General features: G+C 65.5%; 26 protein-coding genes. 14 read left to right on the top strand and 12 right to left on the bottom strand.

All coding sequences use genetic code 11. From position 1 onward, the window contains the following. Positions 1 to 6 precede the first annotated feature (6 nt). The gene (locus ACGYLA_RS10365) at positions 7 to 1,095 is read left to right on the top strand and encodes a zinc-binding dehydrogenase (RefSeq protein WP_394432221.1); all 1,089 of its coding nucleotides are present in this window, start codon (positions 7 to 9) and stop codon (positions 1,093 to 1,095) included. Positions 1,096 to 1,118: 23 nt separating this feature from the next. Here the strand turns inward: ACGYLA_RS10365 and ACGYLA_RS10360 are convergent, their stop codons facing one another. From ACGYLA_RS10360 to ACGYLA_RS10345, 4 genes are all read right to left on the bottom strand, one after another. Beyond that, positions 1,119 to 2,390, bottom strand: a complete 1,272-nt coding sequence (locus tag ACGYLA_RS10360) for a glycerate kinase (RefSeq protein WP_394432219.1) — start codon at positions 2,388 to 2,390, stop codon at positions 1,119 to 1,121. Positions 2,391 to 2,437: 47 nt separating this feature from the next. Then, complete coding sequence (locus tag ACGYLA_RS10355; RefSeq protein WP_394432217.1) at positions 2,438 to 3,427, bottom strand: ROK family protein; 990 nt, start codon at positions 3,425 to 3,427, stop codon at positions 2,438 to 2,440. A 120-nt stretch (positions 3,428 to 3,547) separates the two neighbouring features. Next, positions 3,548 to 3,766 (bottom strand): hypothetical protein, encoded by a 219-nt coding sequence (locus ACGYLA_RS10350; protein ID WP_209217373.1) that lies wholly within the window; start codon positions 3,764 to 3,766, stop codon positions 3,548 to 3,550. A gap of 109 nt (positions 3,767 to 3,875) precedes the next feature. After that, positions 3,876 to 5,234 (bottom strand): formimidoylglutamate deiminase, encoded by a 1,359-nt coding sequence (locus ACGYLA_RS10345; RefSeq protein WP_394432215.1) that lies wholly within the window; start codon positions 5,232 to 5,234, stop codon positions 3,876 to 3,878. A gap of 85 nt (positions 5,235 to 5,319) precedes the next feature. On the opposite strand from ACGYLA_RS10345, the gene hutI reads away from it, so the two are divergent. From hutI to hutU, 4 genes are read left to right on the top strand one after another with little or no spacing between them, the layout of a single operon-like run. Next, complete coding sequence (gene hutI / locus ACGYLA_RS10340; protein WP_394432213.1) at positions 5,320 to 6,528, top strand: imidazolonepropionase; 1,209 nt, start codon at positions 5,320 to 5,322, stop codon at positions 6,526 to 6,528. After that, positions 6,525 to 8,063 carry a histidine ammonia-lyase gene (hutH, locus tag ACGYLA_RS10335; RefSeq protein ID WP_394432211.1) on the top strand — a complete coding sequence of 513 codons (1,539 nt, stop codon included), beginning with the start codon at positions 6,525 to 6,527 and terminating at the stop codon, positions 8,061 to 8,063. The genes hutI and hutH overlap by 4 nt, the downstream gene beginning before the upstream one ends. Positions 8,064 to 8,074: 11 nt before the next feature. Then, complete coding sequence (gene hutG, locus ACGYLA_RS10330; RefSeq protein ID WP_394432328.1) at positions 8,075 to 8,875, top strand: N-formylglutamate deformylase; 801 nt, start codon at positions 8,075 to 8,077, stop codon at positions 8,873 to 8,875. After that, positions 8,872 to 10,539, top strand: coding sequence for a urocanate hydratase (hutU, locus tag ACGYLA_RS10325; RefSeq protein WP_394432209.1), 1,668 nt, complete (start codon positions 8,872 to 8,874; stop codon positions 10,537 to 10,539). The genes hutG and hutU overlap by 4 nt, the downstream gene beginning before the upstream one ends. Positions 10,540 to 10,576: 37 nt before the next feature. Here the strand turns inward: hutU and ACGYLA_RS10320 are convergent, their stop codons facing one another. Then, positions 10,577 to 11,266 carry a UTRA domain-containing protein gene (locus tag ACGYLA_RS10320; RefSeq protein WP_394432207.1) on the bottom strand — a complete coding sequence of 230 codons (690 nt, stop codon included), beginning with the start codon at positions 11,264 to 11,266 and terminating at the stop codon, positions 10,577 to 10,579. Positions 11,267 to 11,448: 182 nt separating this feature from the next. Here ACGYLA_RS10320 and ACGYLA_RS10315 point away from each other — a divergent pair, with 182 nt between their 5' ends. After that, complete coding sequence (locus tag ACGYLA_RS10315; RefSeq protein WP_394432205.1) at positions 11,449 to 11,970, top strand: cell wall hydrolase; 522 nt, start codon at positions 11,449 to 11,451, stop codon at positions 11,968 to 11,970. 3 nt (positions 11,971 to 11,973) lie between these two features. Here ACGYLA_RS10315 and ACGYLA_RS10310 read toward each other — a convergent pair whose 3' ends face one another. The 6 genes from ACGYLA_RS10310 to ACGYLA_RS10285 form a co-directional block, all read right to left on the bottom strand. Further along, positions 11,974 to 12,402 carry a YqaA family protein gene (locus tag ACGYLA_RS10310; RefSeq protein WP_394432326.1) on the bottom strand — a complete coding sequence of 143 codons (429 nt, stop codon included), beginning with the start codon at positions 12,400 to 12,402 and terminating at the stop codon, positions 11,974 to 11,976. Positions 12,403 to 12,498: 96 nt separating this feature from the next. Continuing rightward, positions 12,499 to 12,672 carry a hemin uptake protein HemP gene (locus ACGYLA_RS10305; protein ID WP_394432203.1) on the bottom strand — a complete coding sequence of 58 codons (174 nt, stop codon included), beginning with the start codon at positions 12,670 to 12,672 and terminating at the stop codon, positions 12,499 to 12,501. Next, entirely contained in the window at positions 12,669 to 12,845 is a 177-nt protein-coding gene (locus ACGYLA_RS10300) for a hypothetical protein (protein WP_156505605.1), read from the bottom strand. Before ACGYLA_RS10300 ends, ACGYLA_RS10305 begins: the two co-directional genes overlap by 4 nt. A gap of 160 nt (positions 12,846 to 13,005) precedes the next feature. Further along, on the bottom strand, positions 13,006 to 13,323 hold the full coding sequence (locus ACGYLA_RS10295) for an antibiotic biosynthesis monooxygenase family protein (RefSeq protein WP_394432200.1): 318 nt from the start codon (positions 13,321 to 13,323) through the stop codon (positions 13,006 to 13,008). An 11-nt stretch (positions 13,324 to 13,334) separates the two neighbouring features. Next, positions 13,335 to 14,096 (bottom strand): ChaN family lipoprotein, encoded by a 762-nt coding sequence (locus tag ACGYLA_RS10290; RefSeq protein ID WP_394432198.1) that lies wholly within the window; start codon positions 14,094 to 14,096, stop codon positions 13,335 to 13,337. Further along, a complete protein-coding gene (locus ACGYLA_RS10285; RefSeq protein WP_209217383.1) occupies positions 14,093 to 14,347 on the bottom strand; it encodes a hypothetical protein in 255 nt (84 codons plus the stop codon). The genes ACGYLA_RS10290 and ACGYLA_RS10285 overlap by 4 nt, the downstream gene beginning before the upstream one ends. Positions 14,348 to 14,778: 431 nt before the next feature. On the opposite strand from ACGYLA_RS10285, the gene phnC reads away from it, so the two are divergent. The 5 genes from phnC to ACGYLA_RS10260 all read left to right on the top strand — a co-directional run bounded on the left by phnC (position 14,779) and on the right by ACGYLA_RS10260 (position 19,394). After that, positions 14,779 to 15,573 (top strand): phosphonate ABC transporter ATP-binding protein, encoded by a 795-nt coding sequence (phnC, locus tag ACGYLA_RS10280; RefSeq protein ID WP_394432196.1) that lies wholly within the window; start codon positions 14,779 to 14,781, stop codon positions 15,571 to 15,573. 45 nt (positions 15,574 to 15,618) lie between these two features. Beyond that, positions 15,619 to 16,527, top strand: a complete 909-nt coding sequence (gene phnD, locus ACGYLA_RS10275) for a phosphonate ABC transporter substrate-binding protein (RefSeq protein ID WP_394432194.1) — start codon at positions 15,619 to 15,621, stop codon at positions 16,525 to 16,527. Positions 16,528 to 16,600: 73 nt separating this feature from the next. Continuing rightward, positions 16,601 to 17,479 (top strand): phosphonate ABC transporter, permease protein PhnE, encoded by an 879-nt coding sequence (gene phnE, locus ACGYLA_RS10270; RefSeq protein ID WP_394432192.1) that lies wholly within the window; start codon positions 16,601 to 16,603, stop codon positions 17,477 to 17,479. Then, positions 17,476 to 18,780, top strand: coding sequence for a phosphonate ABC transporter, permease protein PhnE (gene phnE, locus ACGYLA_RS10265; protein WP_394432190.1), 1,305 nt, complete (start codon positions 17,476 to 17,478; stop codon positions 18,778 to 18,780). Before phnE (ACGYLA_RS10270) ends, phnE (ACGYLA_RS10265) begins: the two co-directional genes overlap by 4 nt. Next, on the top strand, positions 18,780 to 19,394 hold the full coding sequence (locus ACGYLA_RS10260; protein ID WP_394432188.1) for a chloramphenicol acetyltransferase: 615 nt from the start codon (positions 18,780 to 18,782) through the stop codon (positions 19,392 to 19,394). The genes phnE (ACGYLA_RS10265) and ACGYLA_RS10260 overlap by 1 nt, the downstream gene beginning before the upstream one ends. Here the strand turns inward: ACGYLA_RS10260 and phnF are convergent. Then, a complete protein-coding gene (phnF, locus tag ACGYLA_RS10255) occupies positions 19,391 to 20,104 on the bottom strand; it encodes a phosphonate metabolism transcriptional regulator PhnF (protein WP_394432186.1) in 714 nt (237 codons plus the stop codon). The genes ACGYLA_RS10260 and phnF overlap by 4 nt on opposite strands. A gap of 101 nt (positions 20,105 to 20,205) precedes the next feature. Between phnF and phnG the strand changes: the two genes are divergently transcribed. Genes phnG through ACGYLA_RS10240 form a run of 3 tightly spaced genes read left to right on the top strand, consistent with a single transcriptional unit; the run spans position 20,206 to position 22,327 of the window. After that, a complete protein-coding gene (phnG, locus tag ACGYLA_RS10250) occupies positions 20,206 to 20,664 on the top strand; it encodes a phosphonate C-P lyase system protein PhnG (protein ID WP_394432184.1) in 459 nt (152 codons plus the stop codon). Then, positions 20,664 to 21,224 (top strand): phosphonate C-P lyase system protein PhnH, encoded by a 561-nt coding sequence (phnH, locus tag ACGYLA_RS10245; protein ID WP_394432182.1) that lies wholly within the window; start codon positions 20,664 to 20,666, stop codon positions 21,222 to 21,224. The genes phnG and phnH overlap by 1 nt, the downstream gene beginning before the upstream one ends. Beyond that, positions 21,224 to 22,327, top strand: coding sequence for a carbon-phosphorus lyase complex subunit PhnI (locus ACGYLA_RS10240; protein ID WP_394432180.1), 1,104 nt, complete (start codon positions 21,224 to 21,226; stop codon positions 22,325 to 22,327). The genes phnH and ACGYLA_RS10240 overlap by 1 nt, the downstream gene beginning before the upstream one ends. Positions 22,328 to 22,335 lie beyond the last annotated feature (8 nt).

Genomic DNA, 22,335 nt, shown 5'->3' with positions numbered 1-22,335 from the left:
AGGCCATTGCAAACCATCAAAGCCGCCGTCTGCCATGCCTTAGACACACCGCTGAGCGTCGAAGACATCCGCATCAAGGCACCGCAATCGGGCGAGGTCGAGGTGACCTTGGATGCCGTGGCGATCTGCCATTCCGACATTCTGTTTGCCGAAGGCGGCTGGGGCGGCACCCTGCCCGCCGTCTATGGGCATGAGGCCGCAGGCCGGGTCAGCGCGGTGGGGCCGAATGTGCAGGGTCTGGCCGAGGGCGACAGCGTGGTGGTCACCCTGATCCGCGCCTGTGGCAGCTGCCCCAACTGTGCCTCGGGTCAGCCGACGATCTGCGAAACCCCGCAAGCGCCCGAAGGGCCGCTGCAAACGGCCGAGGGCGCACCGCTCGTTCAGGCGATGAACACCGGCGGTTTCGCCGAGAAGGTCGTCGTAGACCGGTCGCAGGCGGTGAAAATCTCGCATGACATTCCCAAAGACGCCGCCTGCCTGATCGCCTGCGGCGTCATCACCGGTGTCGGCGCCGTGGTCAACGCAGCGGGCCTGCGCGCGGGTCAGGATGTGGTGGTGATCGGCGCGGGCGGGGTCGGCCTCAACGCGATTCAAGGGGCGCGCATCGCAGGCGCACGGCGAATCGTGGCGGTCGACATGACCGAAGACAAACTCGCCATCGCCCGCGAATTCGGCGCGACCGACACCGTGCTTGCGACCGAGGCGAAGCCGTGGCGCGCAGCGCTCAAGGCCACAGGGCGCGGGGCGGATGCCGTGATCGTCACCGTGGGCGCGATCCCCGCCTATGAAACCGCGCCGCGCTATCTGGCCGCCGGGGGCCGTGTGATCATGGTCGGCATGCCCCACAGCGGGGCCGAGGCCAGCTATGAACCGGTGGTCCTCGCCGCCCTAGGGCAAGGCATGGTCGGCTCCAAAATGGGCGATGTGGTGATCCAGCGCGACATTCCGTGGATGGTCGACCTCTATCTTCAGGGCCGTCTGCAACTGGACAGCCTGATCTCTGGCCGCTGGCGGCTGGATCAGATCAACGAGGCGATTGCCGACACCAAGACCGGGGCCGCGCGGCGCAATGTGATCGTCTTCGACCGGTCCTAAATCGGCCCCGAGGCGGGCGAACGCTACGGTAGATCGCCGATCAGAAGGGCGCGAAAATCATTCACATTGGTCCCGGTGGGGCCGGTGTGAAACAGGGCGTCAATCGCCTCGAACGCGCCGTAAGCATCGTTGCGCTGCAAAGCGCCGCGCGGATCCACCCCCGCCGCGCGCATGGCAGCCGCCGTGCCCGCCTCCACGAAAGCGCCCGCGTTATCCTCTGACCCGTCGATACCATCGGTATCGGCGGCCAAGGCCGTGATCCCCTCCTGCCCTTCGAGCGCCAGCGCGAGGGACAGCGCAAACTCACTATTCCGCCCGCCGCGCCCTTTGTGGCGCAGGGTCACCGTCGTCTCACCACCTGAAAGGAGCACCAGCGGCGCGGGATGGGGAAAACCGCTTTCCTGCGCCTGCCGCGCGAGGGCCGCATGGACCAGCGCCACCTCCCGCGCCTCGCCCTCGATCGCGTCCGACAGGATCCATGCGTTCACGCCCCGTGCCCGCGCAGCCTTGGCTGCGGCGGCGAGGGACAGGCCCGCAGAAGCGATGACATGGGTGGTCGTGTTGCTCGGCGCGTCCTGAGCAGGCCGCTCCGCCGCCTTTTCCAGAAACGCCATGCAACGGGGCGGCAGCTCAAGCCCCCGCGCGGCCACCTCTTCCAACACCGCCGCCGCAGTACGCCGCCCCGGCACTGTGGGACCAGAGGCCACGGCCCCCGGATCATCCCCCGGCACATCCGAGACGACAAGGCTCACCACCCACGCGGGATGGGCCAGTTCCGCCAGACGTCCGCCGTTGACCGTGCTGAACTGCTTGCGGATGTCGTTCATGACCGAAATCGGCGCGCCCGAGGCCAAAAGCGCCGCGTTCAACGCCTGCAAATCCTCCAGCGTCAGCCCCTCCGGCGGGGCGGGCAAAAGCGATGAGCCGCCGCCGCAGATCAGCGCGATCACCTGATCCTCCGGCCCCAGACCTTGCACCGCATCCTGCAAGGCGCGGGCAGCCTCGACCCCGGCCTGATCGGGCACCGGATGGGCGGCCTCCAGCACCTTAATCCGCTCGCAGGGCGCGCCATAGCCGTAGCGGGTGACCACGACACCGTCATAGGGATGCGGCCAGATGGCCTCGAACGCTTGCGCCAATTGCGCCGCCCCTTTGCCCGCGCCGATCACCACCGTGCGCCCTTTGGGCGGCGGCGGCAGCTGGTCTTTGAGGATCAAATGCGGATCGGCGGCGGCGACGGCGGTGTCGAACAGTTCGGCCAAGAACTGGCGTTTCGGGTCATTGAGGTTGGACATAGGGCACTCCGACTGCTGCGGCGATCATGGCGGCCCGTTGTCTGCTGTCAATCCGGCAGGGGGCGTTCATGCTGAACAAACAGGCAGTTCCGCGCGCCCAGCAGGCCAAAGTCGGGGTCGCTGCACAGGCCCAAGGGCATCGCCGCGCGCCATTTGCTGTGCCGCCCCCCTGCGTTGAAGGCGGCGAGGAAGCTGTCATCTAGCATCCAAGTGTTCTGCTGCGCCACGCCCCCCGTGATGAAGACCCCGCCGCGCGCGCCCATGACCAAGCCCAGATCCCCCGCGACCCCGCCAAGATACTGCACCATCAAAGCAACCGCGCGACAGGCGCTCATGTCCTCCCCGGCCCTAGCCGCCGCGAAAATCGCCGCCGCCCCCTCCAAATGCGCCGCCTCGCCCCGCGCGGAGGCGATGGCGCGATACCAATAGGGCATGCCGGTGCCCGACAGGATCGCCTCGGCCTCGACCGCCAGCCCCTCGCCCATCTGCACCTCGGGCCAAAGCGCGATCAGGGCTTCGAAATAGGCCACTTCCTCGGCGCTATGGGGGGTGAGCCGCAGATGCCCCCCCTCGCCCGGCACCGCCGTGGGCCGCGCGCCCTGCCAGACCAGAGACCCGACGCCAAGGCCCGTCCCCGGGCCGATGATCACCCGCGCCCCTGGTTGCGGGTCGGGCCCGCCCTGAAGATAGGTCACTTTATCCGCATCCAGCGTGGCCAAGGACCAAGCCGCCGCCTCGAAATCATTAAGCAGCAGCACCTTGGCGGGGTCCAAACCGCAGGCCCGTGCCAGATCATCCCGCGAGATGCTGCGCGCCGCATTGGTCATCCGCACCTGCCCGTCGACAACCACCCCGGCCACCGCCATGGCGACCCCTTCGGGCGGGCGGCCCACCTCAGTGCAAAACGCCGCACAAGCGTCGGGCAAAGTGGTCAGCCCGTCGGTGGGGTGGGTGCGGCGTTCTACCACCGCCCCCGCCGGGTCCACCGCTGCGAGGCGCAGATTGGTGCCGCCGATGTCCCCTACCAAATACCACATGTGCCTGCCCTGCTGCCCTTGATACCGGTGCAAGATGGCCCGCCCGCGCGGCCAAGGTCAAACAACAAAACCCGAAAGCCGAGGCTTTCGGGTTTCGCATTTGGGTGCTGTCCGTTTGGATCAATCAGGGGCGATCGGCACCGATGCTTCATCGTCGCCCTCGATGACGTTTTCCTCGTCGACGATCACTTCTTCTTCCGTCTCGGGCGCGGTGGCGACTTCCTCGCCCGTCCAATAGACGATGATCCCGACGCCAAAGATTACCACAAGCGCCATGCCGATCAGGGGCCATTTGTGACGGCTTTCCTGTTTTTTGAGGTTCGTGTCTGGTGGACTCATGATCCGCTCCCTTTCACTGTCTTCGGGCTGTGCCGCGCAGCATTTCGCGCGGTCCTCGTTACCGGGCCAACCCGGCAGACCGCGCCAAAGTTCCCGAAAAGGGAAGGTTTCACAAAAGCGCCATCACCTCTGACATGGCGCGGCGGTAACCCGTCACGATCCGATCCCGCTGCCGGTGCCGCCCGCCCGTCACCGCATGGCGGCCCGCCGACCACAGATCGGTCACCACCCGGTCCTTGGCGGCAAAGGCCAGACCGTCGAGCAATTGGTCGGGCCGCAGCGCGCAGAGGGCCGGGTCTTGGCTGTCGATCGCCACAAGATCGGCCCATTCGCCGACCGCGATCTCGCCCCGGCCCCGGCCAAGCGCCTGCGCCCCGCCACGCGCCGCACCTGTGTAAAGCGCCGCCCCGACCGAACCTTCGTCCGCCACCATCACATTGCGCGCCAAATCCCGCAGACGCTGGGAATATTCCAGCGTGCGCAATTCCTCAGTCAGCGAAATCAACACATTGGAATCCGATCCGATGCCAAATCGCCCCCCGGCGGCGAGGTAGCCCGGCCCGTTGAACGGCCCATCGCCCAAATTGGCCTCCGTCACCGGGCAGAGCCCAGCCACCGCGCCGCTGCGGGCCATGGCAGCGGTCTCACCTTCCGTCATATGGGTGGCGTGGATCAGGCACCAGTTCTCGGCAACCTCGGCATTGGCCAGCAACCAGTCGACCGGGCGCGCGCCAAGCCAAGCGGAGACATCCGCGACTTCTTTGGGCTGTTCGGCGATGTGGATATGGACCGGCACATCGGGATGGGCGGCCAGCACCTCGGTCAACTCCGAAGGGGCCGTGGCGCGCAGCGAATGGGGCGCGATGCCGACGCGGCAATCGGGGGGCAGGTCCCGCACCGCCCGCTGCGCCTGCTCAACCAGCGCGCCGAAGCGCGCCACCCCATTGCCAAAACGCGCCTGCCCCGCCTGCAAGGGCTGCTGCCCCGCCCCGCCATAGGTATAGAGCACCGGCAGATGGGTCAGCCCGATCCCCGTCTGCGCCGCCGCCGCCGCGATCCGGGCCGATACCTCCCCCAGATCGTCATAGGGCGTGCCGTCCGGTTGGTGGTGGAGGTAGTGAAACTCTCCCACGCTGGCGAAACCAGCCTCTTGCATCTCTAGGAAGACGAAGGCCGCGATGGCTTCGATATGCGCGGGCGTCAGATGGGCGGTGAAGCGATACATCAAATCACGCCATGTCCAGAAACTGTCCTTCCCGGCCAAGCGCGTCTCGGTCATCCCGGCCATGGCGCGCTGGAAGCTGTGGCTGTGCAGATTGGCCAGCGCCGGCAGCAGGGTGTCGACACGGGTGTCATCGGCCTGCGGTGCCTGCCCGGTCTCAACCTGCGTCACCCGCCCATCGGCAACCGTGATCCGAACCTCTCGCGCCCATCCCTGCGGCAGTTTTGCATGTGTAGCGAAAATCATTTGACGGCCCTCTGCATTTTTATGTATAGACATATAGCAAATAAAACCGATGTAGAAAAGCGAAACCTTAGGAGGAGGCGATAGGATGACAGCGCAGGATCGGGTCTTGATCGACTTCACGGCGGCGACGATGGATGGCCCACAGCCCTATGGTTTGATCGAAGATGCGGCGATCGCGATTGCCGAGGGCCAGATCGCATGGGTCGGCCCGCGCGATGATCTGCCGCAAGGCTACCGCGACCTGCCCGCCGAATCGCTGGGCCAGCGGCTTGTCACCCCCGGGCTGATCGATTGCCACACCCATATCGTGCACGGCGGCGACCGCGCGCGGGAGTTCGAGATGCGGCTGGAGGGCGCCAGCTATGAGGAAATCGCCCGCGCCGGGGGCGGCATCGTCTCAACCGTCACCGCCACCCGCGCCGCCGATGAGGCAGAGTTGCTGGCCGATGCCCTGCGCCGCGTCGACGTGCTGATCGCCGAAGGGGTCACGGCCATCGAAGTGAAATCCGGCTATGGTCTGGATATCGAGACCGAGCTGCGCATGCTCCGCACCGCTCGCGCCATTGGCCAGCAGCGCCCGATCCGCGTCTCAACCACCTTCCTGGGCGCCCATGCGGTGCCTGCCGAATACACAGGCCGCGCGGATGCCTATATCGACGATGTCTGCCTCCCCGCCCTGCGTGCGGCTCATGCCGAAGGGCTGGTAGATGCGGTCGACGGGTTCTGCGAGGGCATCGCCTTTCAGCCCGCCCAAATCGCGCGGGTCTTTGACGTGGCGCGGGAATTGGGCCTGCCGGTGAAACTTCATGCCGAGCAATTGTCGAACTTGGGCAGCGCGCGGCTCGCGGCCTCCTATGGCGCGCTCTCGGCGGATCATATCGAATATTTGGATGAGAGCGGCGTGATCGCGATGGCCGAGGCGGGCAGCGTCGCCGTTCTGCTGCCCGGTGCCTTCTATACCTTGCGCGAGACCCAAGCGCCGCCCATCGACCTGCTGCGCCGCCATGGCGTGCCGATGGCGCTGGCGACGGATATCAACCCCGGTTCCTCGCCACTGAACTCGCTGCTGCTCGCGCTCAACATGGGCTGCACCCTGTTCCGCCTGACGCCAGAAGAGGCGCTGCGCGGCGCAACGCAGCACGCCGCCCGCGCGCTCGGGCTGGCGGATTGCGGCATGATCCGCCCCGGCCTGCGCGCCGACCTCGCCGTTTGGGACATCAAACACCCGGCCGAGCTTGCCTATCACATCGGCTTCAACCCGCTTCATTCCCGCATTTTCGGAGGCCAATCGTGACCACCCTGACCCTCACCCCCGGCGCGGCCACGTTGGACGATCTGGCCCGCATCTACCGCGAAGAGGCATCTGTGCGGCTCGCCCCCGCCTGCCGCCCCGCGATCGAAGAGGCCCATGCGCGCATCGCTCGGGCCGTGGCGGGCGAGGATGCCGTTTACGGCGTGAACACCGGTTTCGGAAAGCTCGCCTCGGTCAAGATCGCGGCAGAGGATACGGCGGCGCTGCAACGCAACCTGATCCTGTCGCACTGCTGCGGTGTCGGCCCCGCGATCCCGCGCGGCCATGCGCGGCTCCTGATGGCGCTGAAACTGCTGAGCCTCGGGCGCGGTGCCTCGGGCGTGCGGCTGGCGGTCGTGGACCTGATCGAAGCCATGCTGGCGCGTGGCGTGACCCCGGTGATCCCGGCGCAAGGCTCTGTTGGCGCCTCGGGCGATCTGGCCCCCTTGGCGCATATGGCCGCCGTGATGATGGGCCATGGCGAGGCGGAGTTCGAGGGCCGCGTCATGACGGGCGGCGCGGCGCTGGCCGCCGCGGGTCTTACCCCGTTGGAGTTCGGCCCCAAGGAAGGGCTGGCGCTGATCAACGGCACGCAATTTTCCACCGCCTTCGCGCTGGCGGGGCTCTTCGACGCATGGCAGGCCGCGACCTCGGCGCTGGTGATCTCGGCCCTGTCGACGGATGCGATCATGGGCTCCACCGCGCCGCTGCAACCGGAAATTCACGCCCTACGCGGCCACCGGGGCCAAATCGAAGCGGGCGAGACCATGCGCGCCCTGCTCGAGGGTTCGGAGATCCGCGAAAGCCATGTGGCGAATGATGCCCGCGTCCAAGACCCTTACTGCATCCGCTGCCAGCCGCAGGTGACAGGGGCGGCGATGGACGTGCTGCGCATGGCCGCCGCCACGCTGGAGGTCGAAGCCAATGCCGCCACCGACAACCCGCTGGTGCTGACGGGGGCGGACCTCATCGTCTCGGGCGGGAATTTCCATGCCGAGCCGGTGGGTTTCGCCGCCGATATGATCGCCCTCGCCCTGGCCGAGATCGGCGCCATTGCGCAGCGCCGGGTGGCGCTGATCGTGGACCCGGTGCTCAGCTTCAACCTGCCGCCCTTCCTGACGCCGACCCCCGGCCTCAACAGCGGCTATATGATCGCCGAAGTCACCACCGCCGCCCTGATGAGCGAGAACAAACATCTCGCCAACCCCTGCGTCACCGACAGCACGCCGACCTCGGCCAACCAAGAAGATCACGTCAGCATGGCCGCCCATGGCGCGCGACGGCTGGGGCAGATGGTCGAGAACCTGAACCGCATCCTCGGGGTGGAACTGCTCTGCGCCGCGCAGGGCATCGACTTTCGCGCGCCGCTGGCCACCAGCGAGACGTTGCAGCGGGTGGTCGCGCGGGTCCGCGAAGAGGTCGCCACGCTGGAAGAGGACCGCTACCTCGCCCCCGATCTGGAACGCGCGGCACGGATGGTAGCGGGCGGTGAGATCACCCGCGCCGCCGCCTGCGAGATGCCGGGGCTTTCCACATGACCCCCGTTGAGATCACACCCGTCGAGATCACCCGGGGCGACAACCCCATCGTGCTCGGCCTGCCCCACACCGGCACCGACCTGCCCGAGGCCATCCGGCGCGACTTAAATCCGCGCGGGCGGGAACTGGCGGATACCGATTGGCATATCGACCGGCTCTACGACGGGTTGCTGCCCGGCGCGACCACGGTGCGCGCGACCTTCCACCGCTATGTCATCGACGCCAACCGCGACCCTTCGGGCGCATCGCTCTATCCTGGCCAGAACACCACCGGGTTGGTACCGCTGACGGATTTCGACGGGCAAGACATCTGGACCACCCCGCCCGACGCAGCCGAGGTTGAGGCCCGCCGCGTGGCATACCACGCACCCTATCACGCAGCGCTTGAGGCCGAACTGGCCCGCGTCCGCGACCTGCATGGGGTAGCGATCCTCTATGACTGCCACTCGATCCGCTCGCTGATCCCCTTCCTCTTTGACGGCCCGCTGCCCGATTTCAACATCGGCACGAACCTCGGCACCACCTGCGCGCCGGAGATCGAAGCCGCCGTCGCCGAGATCTGCGCCGCAGCACCCGGCTACACGTCCGTCAGCAACGGACGCTTCAAAGGCGGCTGGACCACGCGCCACTATGGCCGCCCCGCCGAAGGGGTCCACGCGATCCAGATGGAACTGGCGCAAAGCAGCTACCTCGGCGCCGAGGCTTCGCCTTGGCCCTATGACCCCGACAAGGCCGCGCGGCTGCGCGTCCATCTGACCGATATCCTGACAACTCTGGCCGCACTGGCCCCTACCCTGAAAGGCACAGCATGAGCGATCCGCGCAAGAACACCCGTGACGTCTATCCCGCCACCGGCACCGAGCTTTCGGCGAAAAGCTGGCTGACCGAAGCGCCGCTGCGGATGCTGATGAACAACCTGCACCCCGACGTGGCCGAAAACCCTCATGAGCTGGTCGTCTACGGCGGCATCGGGCGCGCGGCGCGGACGTGGGAGGACTATGACCAGATCGTCGCCTCCCTGCGCGCGCTGGAAGAAGACCAGACACTGCTGGTGCAATCAGGCAAGCCCGTGGGCGTCTTCCAAACCCATAAAGACGCGCCCCGCGTGTTGATCGCCAACTCCAACCTCGTGCCGCATTGGGCCAATTGGGACCATTTCAACGAACTCGATAAGAAGGGTCTAGCGATGTACGGTCAGATGACCGCCGGATCGTGGATCTACATCGGCAGCCAGGGCATCGTGCAGGGCACCTATGAGACCTTCGTCGAGGCGGGCCGCCAGCACTATGGCGGCGATCTCAAAGGCAAATGGATCCTCACCGGGGGCTTGGGCGGCATGGGCGGCGCGCAGCCCTTGGCCGCGGTCATGGCCGGGGCCTGCTGTCTGGCGGTGGAGTGCAATCCCGACAGCATCGATTTCCGCCTGCGCACCCGCTACGTCGACGAAAAGACCGACAGCCTTGATGAGGCGCTGGCGATGATCGAGCGGTGGACCGCCGCGGGCGAGGCGAAATCGGTTGCACTTCTGGGCAATGCGGCAGATGTCTTTCCCGAGCTGGTGAAACGCGGGGTCCGCCCCGATATCGTGACCGACCAGACCTCGGCCCATGACCCGGTGAACGGCTACCTGCCGCAGGGCTGGACGATGGGCGAATGGCGCGAGAAACGTGAGAGCGATCCCAAAGCGGTCGAAAAAGCCGCCCGCGCCTCGATGAAGGTGCAGGTGCAGGCGATGGTCGATTTCCACACCGCGGGCATCCCAACGGTCGACTATGGCAACAACATCCGCCAGATGGCGCTGGAGGAAGGGTTGCAGAACGCTTTCGACTTCCCGGGCTTTGTGCCCGCCTATATCCGCCCGCTGTTCTGCCGCGGCATCGGCCCCTTCCGCTGGGCGGCGCTGTCGGGCGATCCTGAGGATATCTACAAGACCGACGCCAAGGTGAAGGAAATCCTCGCTGAGGACAGGCATCTGCACAACTGGCTCGACATGGCGCGGGAGCGTATCTCTTTCCAAGGGCTGCCCGCACGGATCTGCTGGGTGGGCTTAGGCGTGCGCCACAAGCTGGGGCTGGCCTTCAATGAGATGGTCCGCACAGGCGAACTCAGCGCGCCGGTGGTGATTGGCCGCGACCACCTCGACAGCGGCTCCGTCGCCTCGCCCAACCGCGAGACGGAGGCGATGAAAGACGGCTCGGATGCCGTGTCGGACTGGCCGTTGCTGAACGCGCTTTTGAACACCGCCTCGGGGGCGACTTGGGTGTCGCTGCACCACGGCGGCGGGGTCGGCATGGGCTTCTCACAGCACTCTGGCATGGTGATCTGCTGTGACGGCTCCGAAGACGCCGACCGGCGGATCGCGCGGGTGCTGTGGAACGACCCGGCGACGGGCGTGATGCGCCATGCGGATGCGGGCTATGACGAAGCGCGCGATTGCGCCCGCGAACACGGGCTGAACCTGCCGGGTATCCTTTAAGCGCTGAGCGCTGCCGCCCACCCGCGGCGGCGGCAGCTTAATAGCGCGTGGTCAGGCGGTGGCCGGGGCGGTAGGACAGCCGCACATAGGTCACCGCCTGCTCCTCCCACCACGTCGACCGCTCGACCGTAAAGACCGGATCGCCCAAGCCGCAGGCGAGGTATTCGCTCAGCCGCTGATCGGCCAGACCGGCGGAGAGGCTGATCTCCACATCCGAAAAGGGAATGGCCGAGATCAGCCATTCGTTCGGCCCGACATCGGTGAAACTCTCCTCCCGCGCCTGCGGCAGGGTGGCGAGGTTGATCCAACGGTCCTCAAATTGATAGGGGTCGCCATCGGCGTAATGCATGCAGACCAGATGCAACGCCTCGCTCCCCGCGCCCAGTTTGAGCCGGGCGCGCAGCCAGTCGGGCGCAGGCTCGACCCGGTGGCTCACCCGCGAATACCGGTAGTCGGCGCCCTTCTCTTCGATCTCGGCCCGGACCAGCGGAATGTCGAAACGGGCCTGCCGCAGGGGGGCCATGCGCACCCGCGTCCCCGCCTTGCGCCGCCTTTCGATGAACCCCTCTTCGGCCAATTCGCGCATGGCGCGGTTGACCGTCGCCCGGGCGCAGCCATAGGTCTCGGCCAGATCGACCTCATTGGGCACAAGGCTGCCCAACGGCCACTCGCCCTTGGTGATCTTTGACAGAATGTCGGTTTTCACATCCCGGTAGGTGACTTTCATAGGGCGGCCTGCTGCGATCATGACTGTTTTACCAAGCATTACACTAGATCAATCCCCAGCCCAAGCGCCCCCCGCGCGCCCCACCCGGAGGGATACCGCCTGAGCCAGGCGCGGGTCTTGCCTCTGCCCGCGTTTGCTGGAAAATTACGCGCCACCTGCCCCCTCAGCCAGAAAGGCCGCCCATGCGCGTTCAGCCCCCGAAAATCCGCACTGCCGCTTTGTTCTTGGGCCTTGGCCTGCTCGCCGCCTGCGGTGGCAAACAGACCGAAGTCGTCGCGGTTCCGGCGGATGAGGTGGAGTGTATGGCCCGCGCGATGTATTTCGAATCCAACCGTTCCAGCCGCGACGGAATGGTGGCCGTGGGGACGGTGGTGCTGAACCGCGTCCACTCCGACGCCTTCCCTGACACGGTCTGCGGCGTGGTCGGTCAGCCCAATCAATTCGCCCCCGGCGTGATGACGAAACCGATGACCGACCGCGGCGCCCCGCTGGCCCGCGCCACGGCACTTGCCGTGCTTCAGGGGGAGCGGCATCCGAAAGTCACCCGCGCAAAATTCTTCCACGCGGCGTGGTACAATGCGAACTACAACAACATGCATTATGTGGTGACGGCGGGGGGCAATGCCTTTTACGAAAAGCGCCGCGCCCATCTTGTGACCGCGCCCAACCCGCTGCCGCCGCTCGAAGGGATCACCCCGCACTAAGGGTCACAAAACCCCGCGGGCGATCAGAATCAGCACGAGGTAACGCCCGCCCTTGGCAAGGGTGACGATCAGCAAGAACCGCCAAAGCGGTTCGCGCAACATGCCCGCGGCCAAGGTCATCGGATCGCCGATGATCGGCACCCAACTGGCCAGCAGGCTCCAATAGCCCCAACGCCGATACCAGCCAGAGGCGCGGGCCATCTGCTTGGCCGAGAAGGGAAACCAGCGGTGATCGGCGAAATGGCTGAGGTAGCGGCCCAGCCACCAGTTCAGCAGCGATCCCAGCACATTCCCCAGCGTCGCCACCAGCCACAACAGCGCCGTGGCATGAGCGCCCGACCACATCAGCCCCAAAAGCACCGCTTCGGATTGCGCGGGGATCAGGGTGGCCGCCAGCAGCGCCGCGAAGAACAGGCTCAGCAGGGCCAGCATGTCAGCGGCAAAAGTGGGCAAAGACGGCAGGGCATGGCGCGTCAGTAAAGACGCCGCGCCCACAGGGCAAGCCGCGCTTTGGGAAAGCGCGCAGGCTTATTTGGTCAGGATCAACTTGCCCGCCCGCGTGATGCGCAGCGTATAGGTCTGGCCGTCCAAGACGATATTCGCGGTCGAGCCATTGGGCACCAAGGCACGGGCATCATGCACGGCCTCTTGGACCGGTGGGGCGGCGGGCGATGGATCGGGCAGTTTTTGCATCAGGCTCATGCCATCTCTCCCATTTGGCGGGCGCGTTGCAGATCGATGAGATGCTCCAGCCCAAAACCGTCGCAGGCTGCGGCATCGTTGCTGCCAAGCGCGATGTCGCGCCAGCTGTTGTTGGATGGGGTCTGTAGCCGGGCATGGGCCATTGGCTCGGGCGTGGTCACGGGTGTCCTCACGGGGCGGGCTCCTTTCCATTGACATCCGGGCTTCCGACGCGCGGTGGCTTGGACGGTTTCGGCGTAAAGTCGTTCATACCCCGGCGAAACGCCCGGGTTCCTTTAACGGCTACTTAATCTGATTATTTTAGTCAAGTATAGAAACCCCGGCCCTTCCGCGTTATTCCGCGTCGATCTTCTGAATGGCGCTAAAGCCTTCGAACTGCGGTGAACCCTCATGCAGCTTGCGGGTCTGTCCCGCCCGCGCATGGGCGGCGCGAAAGGCATCGCTGGTCGTCCAATCCCGAAAATGCGCCTCGCTCTCCCAAACGGTGTGAGAGGCATAGAGGATCGCCCCCTCCGTCTCCGGCCCTTTGAGCATGTGGAAGGACACGAACCCCTCGCTCTCCTTCAGGTGGCTTTCACGGTTCAGCCAAAGCGCTTCGAAAGCGGCGGCATTCTCGGGCAAGACGGTGAAACGGTTCATGGCAAGATACATGGGCCTGTCCTTTAGTTCTCGATCAGGGCGTTGCAGGGGGCGTCGCGCTCGGCGGGCGGGATGAGACGGGTCTCATCGAAAGGCACCGCGGTCTCGGCCTCCACAAAGCCGATGGCATGGGTCGTGACTTCGGGCGCGGCTTGGGCGATGAGGGCGGGAATGCCCCAATCGGTGCGGGCGTGGCCATTGCCGGTGATCACCGCCACCGGCGGGCCGTAGGCTTTGAGCGCGTCGAGCCCGGCGCGGGCGAAGGTGGCGTCGCGGTAGCGCTGCACGGCGACCATCCCGCCCATCATCTCGCGCGGCATGGCCTCGCAATGGGCGGCGAATTGCAATTCCACACGCACAGCCTGCTGATCCTCCGGCAAGGGCTGGTCAAGGCCGAAGCGCGCCGCCTCAGGCCCGAAGAGCGCGGCTGCCCCCTCGCTGTACACGCGCTGCACAGCCTCACGCGGGGCCGCGGCACCGATAATGCGGGCATATCCCAAAGCGTCAAAGATCGGCGCATAGATATCGTAATGCCGCCACCCGCTCGCCGCCCAAGCCTGCGCGATGAGGCTGCGGTCCGCGTCGGCCTTTGCCGCCTCTTCGGCGGTGAGCATTTCAAAGACCACAGCCGTAGGACGCAGCGCCTTCAATGCGGCGGCCTGTTCGAGATGGGCATGGGGATTGTCATGCACCTCGCCCAAGATCACGATCTCGGCGGGGGTGTCAGCCTTCGCGGGCAGCGCCAGCCAGAGCAGCATCGCGGCGCAAAGGCGCTTCGCGCTCACGATTTGCGCTCATCCGTGTCGGTTTTGATTTCGGGGTCGTTGTAATCGTTGGGGTCAAAGTCTTCGGGGTCGAACGGGTCTTCGTCTTCGGCGATGCCGCTGACATGGGTGGTGCCGCTTTCCTCGTCAAAGACCAACCCGTAGTTCGCCTTGCCCTCGCTTTTGTAGCGCCGAAACTCGTGGATGCCTGCGTAGACGAAAACCAGCGTGATCGGCAGCAGAATCAGAAATGCGATAACTTGGGCGTCCATGAACGCGCTCCTTTGAATGCTTGTCGGGGGCCTGTCTCACCATAGGGGGCGCGGGTGGAGGACACTGCGCGCGCGGTGATCCGGCCAAAGATCTTAACGGTCGCTGCGCCAATTGCGCGGCCTGACCAGATGCGGCCCTATCTGAACCGCCTTGTGAGAGAAAGCATTAATCCGCGCAGTTTGTTCCGCAAGCTCTATTTCGCAGGCCCTTGTTTTATTGCGTTCCACCGGCTCTTTGCCCCCCGCACACCTCCTCTTTTGCCCCCTGCGCAGCGGCGGCGGCATCGCACAAGCGCCCATAAAACAAGCACAAACGCGCAGGCTTAGGCAGCCGTTCCGCAAAAAGGGACGCGTTACAAAAGCTTCGTCAAACTTAAACATTCGTGACATTCACCGCTGCGATAGCTCGCCCCGCAAACCCCGGGGGACTTATGCTCGTCATTTCTGAACTGACCAAAACATTCGGCGCGAACACAGCGGTGGCCCGCGCCAATCTGCAGGTCGACAAACCGCAGATGATCGGAATCATCGGCCGCTCGGGCGCGGGGAAATCCACGCTGCTGCGGATGTTGAACCGGCTGACCGATGCCTCCTCGGGGCAGATCCTGTTTCAAGGGCGTGATGTGACCGCCCTGCGCGGCGCGGCCCGGCGCGGCTGGCAGGCGGAATGCGCGATGATCTTTCAGCAGTTCAACCTCGTCCCGCGGATGGATGTGGTATCGAACGTCCTGCACGGCACGCTCAACCGCCGCTCGACGCTCAGCAGCATCTTCAACCTCTACCCCGATGCCGACATCACCCGCGCCATCGAAATCCTCGACCGGCTGGGCATCGCACAGCACGCGCCCAAACGGGCCGAGGCGCTTTCCGGCGGGCAGCAACAGCGCGTCGCCATCGCCCGCGCCCTGATGCAGGACCCGCAGATCATTCTGGCGGATGAACCCATCGCCAGCCTCGACCCGATGAACGCGCAGGTGGTGATGCAATCGCTGCGCCGCATTCACGAGGAAGACGGCCGCATGGTCATCGCCAACCTTCACACGCTGGATACCGCGCGCCGCTACTGCGACCGCGTGGTGGGGATGCGCGACGGCAAGATCGTCTTTGACGGCACGCCCGAGCAGCTGACCACCGGCATGGCCCGCGAAATCTACGGTGCGGACAGCAGCTTTTCCGAAGCCGCCACCTCAACCGAGATCGAAACGCTGGACAAAGTGCCAGCCTGACACGACCCGCCCCAAAGGGCATTTTTTGCAAACGGAGACGACACAATGAAAAAGCTCATCGCCGCCGCCTTGGCAACCACGGCCCTCACCGGCACCGCCATGGCCCAAAGTGCCGAGATCGACGAATTCCGCATCGGCATCCTCGGCGGGGAAAACGCGCAGGACCGGATGAACTCCTACGAATGTCTGCGCGGCTACACCGAAGAGCGCCTTGGCGTTCCGGCCAAACTCTTTGCCCCGGCCGACTATAACGGCGTGATCCAAGGCCTGCTGGGCGGCACGCTCGACATGGCATGGCTGGGCGCCTCGGCCTATGCCGCCGTGCATCTGCAAGACCCCGAAGCGGTCGAGCCGGTGCTGGTCAAGATCAACCTCGATGGCTCCTACGGCTATCACTCCATCGGTTTCGCGCGCAAAGATGCGGGCATCAACAGCCTCGAAGACATGCAGGGCAAGGTCTTTGGCTTTGGCGATCCGAACTCCACCTCGGGCTACCTGATCCCCTCCATCGAAATCCCCCAGACGACCGGTGCCACCATGGAATCCGGCGACTACTTCGGCGAAGTGAAATTCACCGGCGGCCATGAGCAGACCATCGTCGCGGTCAACAACGGTGACGTCGACGGCGGCGTGACATGGGCCGACGGTCAGGGCAACTGGGAAGACGGCTACAACTCCGGCGCGCTGCGTAAAGCCGTGGACGCGGGCCTCGTCGACATGAACGATCTGGTGGAAATCTGGCGCTCCAAGCCGATCCCCGAAGGCCCGGTCGTGCTGCGCAAGGCCCTGCCTGAAGAGGTCAAGGCGACGATGACCCAACTGGTGGATGAGTTGCACGAGAAAGACGCCGATTGCGCCTACGGCGTGGCCGCGGGCGAGAGCCTTGGTTTCGATCCGATCGCGCATGACGCCTATGTCTCCATCGTCGAAGCGCGCAAGGCGAAATCCAACTGATCGCAGCGATTACAAGACATCTGGCAGGTCCCGACAACGATTGTCGGGGCCTGTCGTCATAGGGGGACGACAGATGCACCAGACCACCACCGCACCGCAGATCACGGCGGATTACCTTGCCCACACCCGACAAAAGCGGGTGATGAACATGATCCTGCTGGTCGTTTTCCTGACCCTGCTGATCGGCGGTTTCGGCACCGCCAATGCCCGCAACGCGGGCGGGTTCTGGAACGGGCTGCCCAATATCTTTGACTTCCCCGCCGATGTGCTGGGCGAAGCTTGGGAGCGCATCCATCTGCTGCCCGGCTATTTCGTGAAATACCTCCCCTCTCTGATCGAGACGGTGAACATCGCCGGGGCCGCCACGCTGATCGGCGCGCTGCTGGCCTTCTTTGCTGCCCTTCTGGCCACCCGCGGCCTTGCCCCGGCCCCGTGGCTCGTGGCCCCGCTGCGCCGCCTGCTCGACGTGCTGCGCGCGGTGCCTGAAATTGTCGTCGCGCTGGTGCTGATCTTCCTTCTGGGCGGCGGCCCGGTGCCCGCGATGATCGCCATCGCGCTGCATACCGTGGGCGCGCTCGGCAAGCTTTTTTCCGAGGTGAATGAGAACGCCTCTCTTAAACCTGTCGACGGCCTTGCCTCCGTCGGGGCGGGCTGGCTGCAACGCATGGTGCTGGGCGTCGTGCCGCAGGTCGCGCCCAACTACCTCTCCTATGCGCTGCTGCGGTTCGAGATCAACATCCGCGCCTCGGCCATCCTCGGCTTCGTCGGCGCAGGCGGCATCGGCTATGACCTGCGCAACACGATGTCTTGGGGCCAAGGCAAATTCGACGAGGCGGCGGCGATCTTTCTGCTGCTCTTCGGCACCATCATCATCGTCGACCAAGTCTCAAGCCATTTCCGCAACCGGCTGACCCATGGCCGCGCCTATAAGGACAAGGGAGCCATCCTATGACCGACCTTACCGCTTCCACCCTCCCCGCCCAGCAGGTCGCCAGCCGCAGCTTCCGGCGCAAACGCATGGCGAGCCTTGCCGCTCCGGTGCTGATCCTTGCCTATCTCACTTACGTCTTTTTTGCCTTCGACGTGGCAGGGCTGGGTGACCGCATCAACGTGTCGAACATGAAGACGCTGGTGGCCGACAGCTATAGCTACAAAACCCATGTCGCCCGCGACAACCGCAACGGCGAGATGGAGATCGCCATCGAAGGGGAGCGCAAGGGCCGCTATGCACCCGGCACCGCCCCCGATTGGGTCACCTTGGGCGAGACTTCTATCGTCGAGCTGGGCAACGGCCATACCGTCGAACTGGGGCCAGAGGTGCGCTATGACGTGCCGGGCTACGGGCTGATCACCGCCACGCCGGGGCGCAGCGGCGTCAACGCCACCCTGCCCGATGGCCCCTTGCCCGCGTGGATCAACGCCTCGAAAAACCGTCTTGCCGTGACCACGGAGGCAGGCCGCCTCACGATCACCCGCAACCGCGCCGAGGTGTTCCGCTATTTCAACGGGTGGGAGCTGTTCTTCTTCACGCTCGACAGCCCCTACTACGGCATGTCCCCGCTTGAGCTGTTGCGCAGCGGTGAATACGGCGCGATCTGGCAGGACTTTTGGACCAACAAGATGTGGCGTCACGGCGATGTGGCTTGGGCGCTGGTCGAGACCGTTCTCATGGCCTTCCTCGGCACTTTTGGCGCGGCGATGATCGCCCTGCCGCTGGGTTTTTTGGCGGCCAAGAATTTCTCTCCGCTTGGCGCGCTGCGCTTTGCCGCGCGGCGGCTCTTTGACTTCCTGCGCGGGGTCGACGGGCTGATCTGGACCATCGTGCTGTCTCGTGCCTTTGGCCCCGGCCCGCTGACCGGCTCGCTCGCAATCCTGCTGACAGACACCGGCACCTTCGGCAAAATCTTCTCCGAGGCGCTTGAGAATGTGGATGACAAACAGATCGAAGGCATCGCCTCCACCGGGGCCGCCCCCGTGCAACGCTACCGCTTTGGCGTCATCCCGCAGATCACCCCGGTTCTGCTGAGCCAAGTCCTCTACTATCTGGAGTCCAACACCCGCTCTGCCACCATCATCGGCGCGATCACCGGGGGCGGCATCGGCCTTTTGCTGACCCAAGCGATCATCACCCAGAAAGACTGGGAAGAGGTGAGCTATTACATCGTGCTGATCATTCTGATGGTCGTGGCGATGGACAGCTTCTCGGGGTGGCTGCGCCGCAAACTGATCGCGGGCAATGAGGCGGGCCACTGATGGCGCGTCTCAAAGCGGATGCGCCCTTCCTTCACCCGGACTGCGAAGTGACTGACACGCAGTTCGGGCGCTATGTCGAGATCGGGCGCGCCACGCGCCTCGCCCATTCCGAAATCGGGGATTACTCCTATTGCGACCGCTGGTGCGACATCGCAAACTCGCAAGTCGGCAAGTTCAGCAATATCGCCGCCAGCGTGCGCATCGGGGCCACCGATCACCCGATGGAAAAGGCCAGCCTGCACCACTTCCACTACCGCGCCGGAGACTACTTCGACGGGGCCGAGGATGACGCTGACTGGTTCGCCCTCCGTCGCAGTCGCCGCACGGTGATTGGCCATGACACATGGCTGGGCCACGACGCGCAGGTCCGGCCCGAGGTGACCATCGGCCATGGCGCGGTGGTGGCAGGCGGGGCCATCGTCACCCGCGATGTCGCCCCCTATATGATCGTCGCCGGCATCCCCGCCAAACCGCTGCGCCGCCGCTTTTCCGAAAGCATCGCCGCGCGGATGGAGGAATTGGCGTGGTGGGATTGGCCCCATGATCGCTTGCACGCGTCATTGAAGGATTTCCAAACCCTGCCCGCCGAAGCGTTTCTTGAGAAATACGGCTAGTCGCCGGGGTTGAGCGTCAGCGTCACCCGGTCACCCGCGAACCAAGTCACCCCATACTCCACCGGCATGCCCTCGGGGTCCACGTTGATCCCCGCCGAGCGCAGGATCGGCGCGCCTTCGGACAGCCGCAGATGCAGCGCCTGCGTGGCGGTGGCAAGCTTCGCCGTCAGCCGGGTCGAGGCGCGGGTGTAATCCGCCACCCCGCCCTGCGCCAAAGCCGTGGTGACCGAGCGGCTGGCCTCAAGCGCCGCCAACAGGTCAGGAAACCGCGCGGCGGGAAAGATGCTGCGGAAGATCGCGATGGGCTGCTCATCGGCCAGTGACAGCCCCTCATAGACATGCACCTGCGCCTCGCCTTCCAGCCCCAACTGCGCGGTCTCATGGGCCGAGGCGGCGCGTGTCTCCAAGGTCAAAACCTCCTTGGCTGGCACCCGCCCCGCCGCCGCGAGGTTCTGGTGAAAGCGCACCCGTTTGCCGATGGGATAATCCGTGGGCCGCTGCGCCACGAAGACCCCCGCCCCCCGGCGGCTATAGGTCAGCCCGCTCTCGTTCATGTCGCTGATCGCGCGGCGCACCGTGTGGCGATTGACCCCAAAGCGCGCCGCCAACTGCGCCTCGGTCGGGAGCCGGTCACCGGGGGCGTATTTCCCCGCGGCGATGTCATGGGTCAGGGCGGCGGTGATGGTTTTCCAGATCGCAGTACGGGCCATGTCGCAGAAGTTTCACATATCCAAGCTTGCGCCAGCGGAAGGCCAGCGGCTAATACTTGTCTAGTTGTATAGTAGATTAGACAAATGCACAAGGTGTCTAGATGACGGTTGAAACCAAGGAAAAGACCCGCGACAGGCAGGCGTGGATGGGCCTGCTTGCACGGGCCGAGGCCCGCGATCTCGCCCGGCTTTGGGAGGGCTTCGGCCCCCTGCCCGCCCATGAGGTGCTTCGCGCGCCTGAGATCGGCGGCGTCATGCTGCGGGGCCGGATGGGCGCTGTGGGCGATACCTTCAACATGGGTGAGATGTCGGTCACGCGCTGTTCGGTCCGGCTGACGGATGGGCCAGACGGCCACGCCTATGTGCAGGGCCGCAGCCGCGACAAGGCGCTGCAAGCAGCCCTTACCGACGCGCTGATGCAAGGCGATGCGGCGGATGAGGTCCGCGCCAAACTGCTCGACCCGCTGGCCGAGATCGAAAGCCAGCGCCGCGCCAGCCGTGCCGCCAAGGCCGCCGCCACCAAGGTCGACTTTTTCACCATGGTCAGAGGAGAAGACTGATGCAGACCCTATCGCTGACAGGTGGGTTTCGCGACGCGCCCAAAGACGCCGCTTTTGCCTTTCGCGCGGTGATGAACGCCATGGCCAAACCGGGGGAGATCAACAGCGTGACCGGGGCCGAACCGCCTGCGGGTCTCTCCACCGCCGCCGGGGTTGTCCTGCTGACGCTTTGCGACCCCGAAACGCCGCTCTACCTCGCCCCCGGTTTCGACCGGCCCGAGTTGCGCGACTGGATCACCTTCCACACCGGCGCGCCCTTCGCCCCCGCAACTGCGGCGCAATTCGCCTTGGGCGCATGGGACGACCTGCCGCGCGGCGACTTCCCCCTCGGGACCGCCGCCTACCCCGACCGCTCTGCCACGCTGATCGTCGAGGTGGATGATCTGCGCGGCGATGGCGCGACCCTCTCCGGCCCCGGCATCAAAGACAGCGCGGCACTGTCGCTGCCCGAGCGCGCCGCTTTTCAGCAGAACGCGGCGCTCTTCCCGCGTGGGCTGGATTTCATTTTCACCTGCGGCGACCGTTTGGCGGCGCTGCCCCGAAGCACAAAGGTGTCCTGATGTATGTAGCGGTAAAAGGCGGCGAGCGGGCGATCGACAACGCCCACGCATGGCTCGCCGAAGAGCGGCGCGGTGACGCAAAGGTGCCGGAACTCAGCGTCGCGCAAATTCGCGAGCAGATGACGCTGGCGGTGAACCGGGTGATGGCCGAAGGCTCGCTCTATGATCCCGACCTCGCCGCGCTGGCGATCAAACAGGCGCGCGGCGACCTGATCGAAGCGGTCTTCCTGATCCGCGCCTATCGCACCACCCTGCCGCGGTTCGGTGCCTCGCGCCCGATGGACACCGGCACCATGGCCTGCGACCGCCGCGTCTCGGCCACCTTCAAGGATGCGCCGGGCGGGCAGGTCTTGGGGCCGACCTTCGACTACACGCACCGGCTGCTGGATTTCAAACTCGCCGCCGATGGTGAGGTGCCCCCGGCCCCCGAAGCGCCCGAGGCCGAACCGCCCGCGGAGACGCCGCACATCATGGAATTCCTCGACCGCGAAGGGCTGATGCAGCGCGACACGGACAGCAAGACCCCGCCGCGCGACCTGACGCGCGAGCCTTTGGAACTCCCCGCCACCCGCGACCTGCGCCTGCAAGCGCTGACCCGCGGCGACGAGGGCTTCGTGCTCGGCATGGCCTACTCCACGCAACGCGGCTATGCGCGCAACCACGCTTTCGTCGCGGAACTGCGCATCGGCAAAGTCGCTGTCGAAATGGATATTCCCGAACTGGGTTTCGCCATCGAGATCGGCGAGGTCGAGCTGACCGAATGCGAGACGGTGAACCAATTTGCAGGCTCCAAGACCGAGCCGCCGCAGTTCACCCGCGGCTATGGGCTGGTCTTTGGCATGTCCGAGCGCAAGGCGATCTCCATGGCGCTGGTGGACCGGGCATTGCGTTGGGAGGAGTTGGGCGAAGACAACCTCGGCGCGCCGGCGCAGGACGCGGAATTCGTGCTCTATCACGCCGACAACATCCAAGCGACAGGGTTCTTGGAGCATATCAAACTGCCCCATTACGTCGATTTCCAATCCGAACTCGAACTGATCCGCAAACTGCGCCGCGAGGCGACAGCCGCGGCGCAAGACGCACCACGGGAGGCCGCGGAATGAACCCTGCC

The organism is Sulfitobacter sp. 1A13679, assembly GCF_043557115.1.
Taxonomy (GTDB): domain Bacteria; phylum Pseudomonadota; class Alphaproteobacteria; order Rhodobacterales; family Rhodobacteraceae; genus Sulfitobacter; species Sulfitobacter faviae.
The sequence above is the reverse complement of the archived record's forward strand: the minus strand, read 5'-3'. Positions and strand labels throughout refer to the sequence as shown.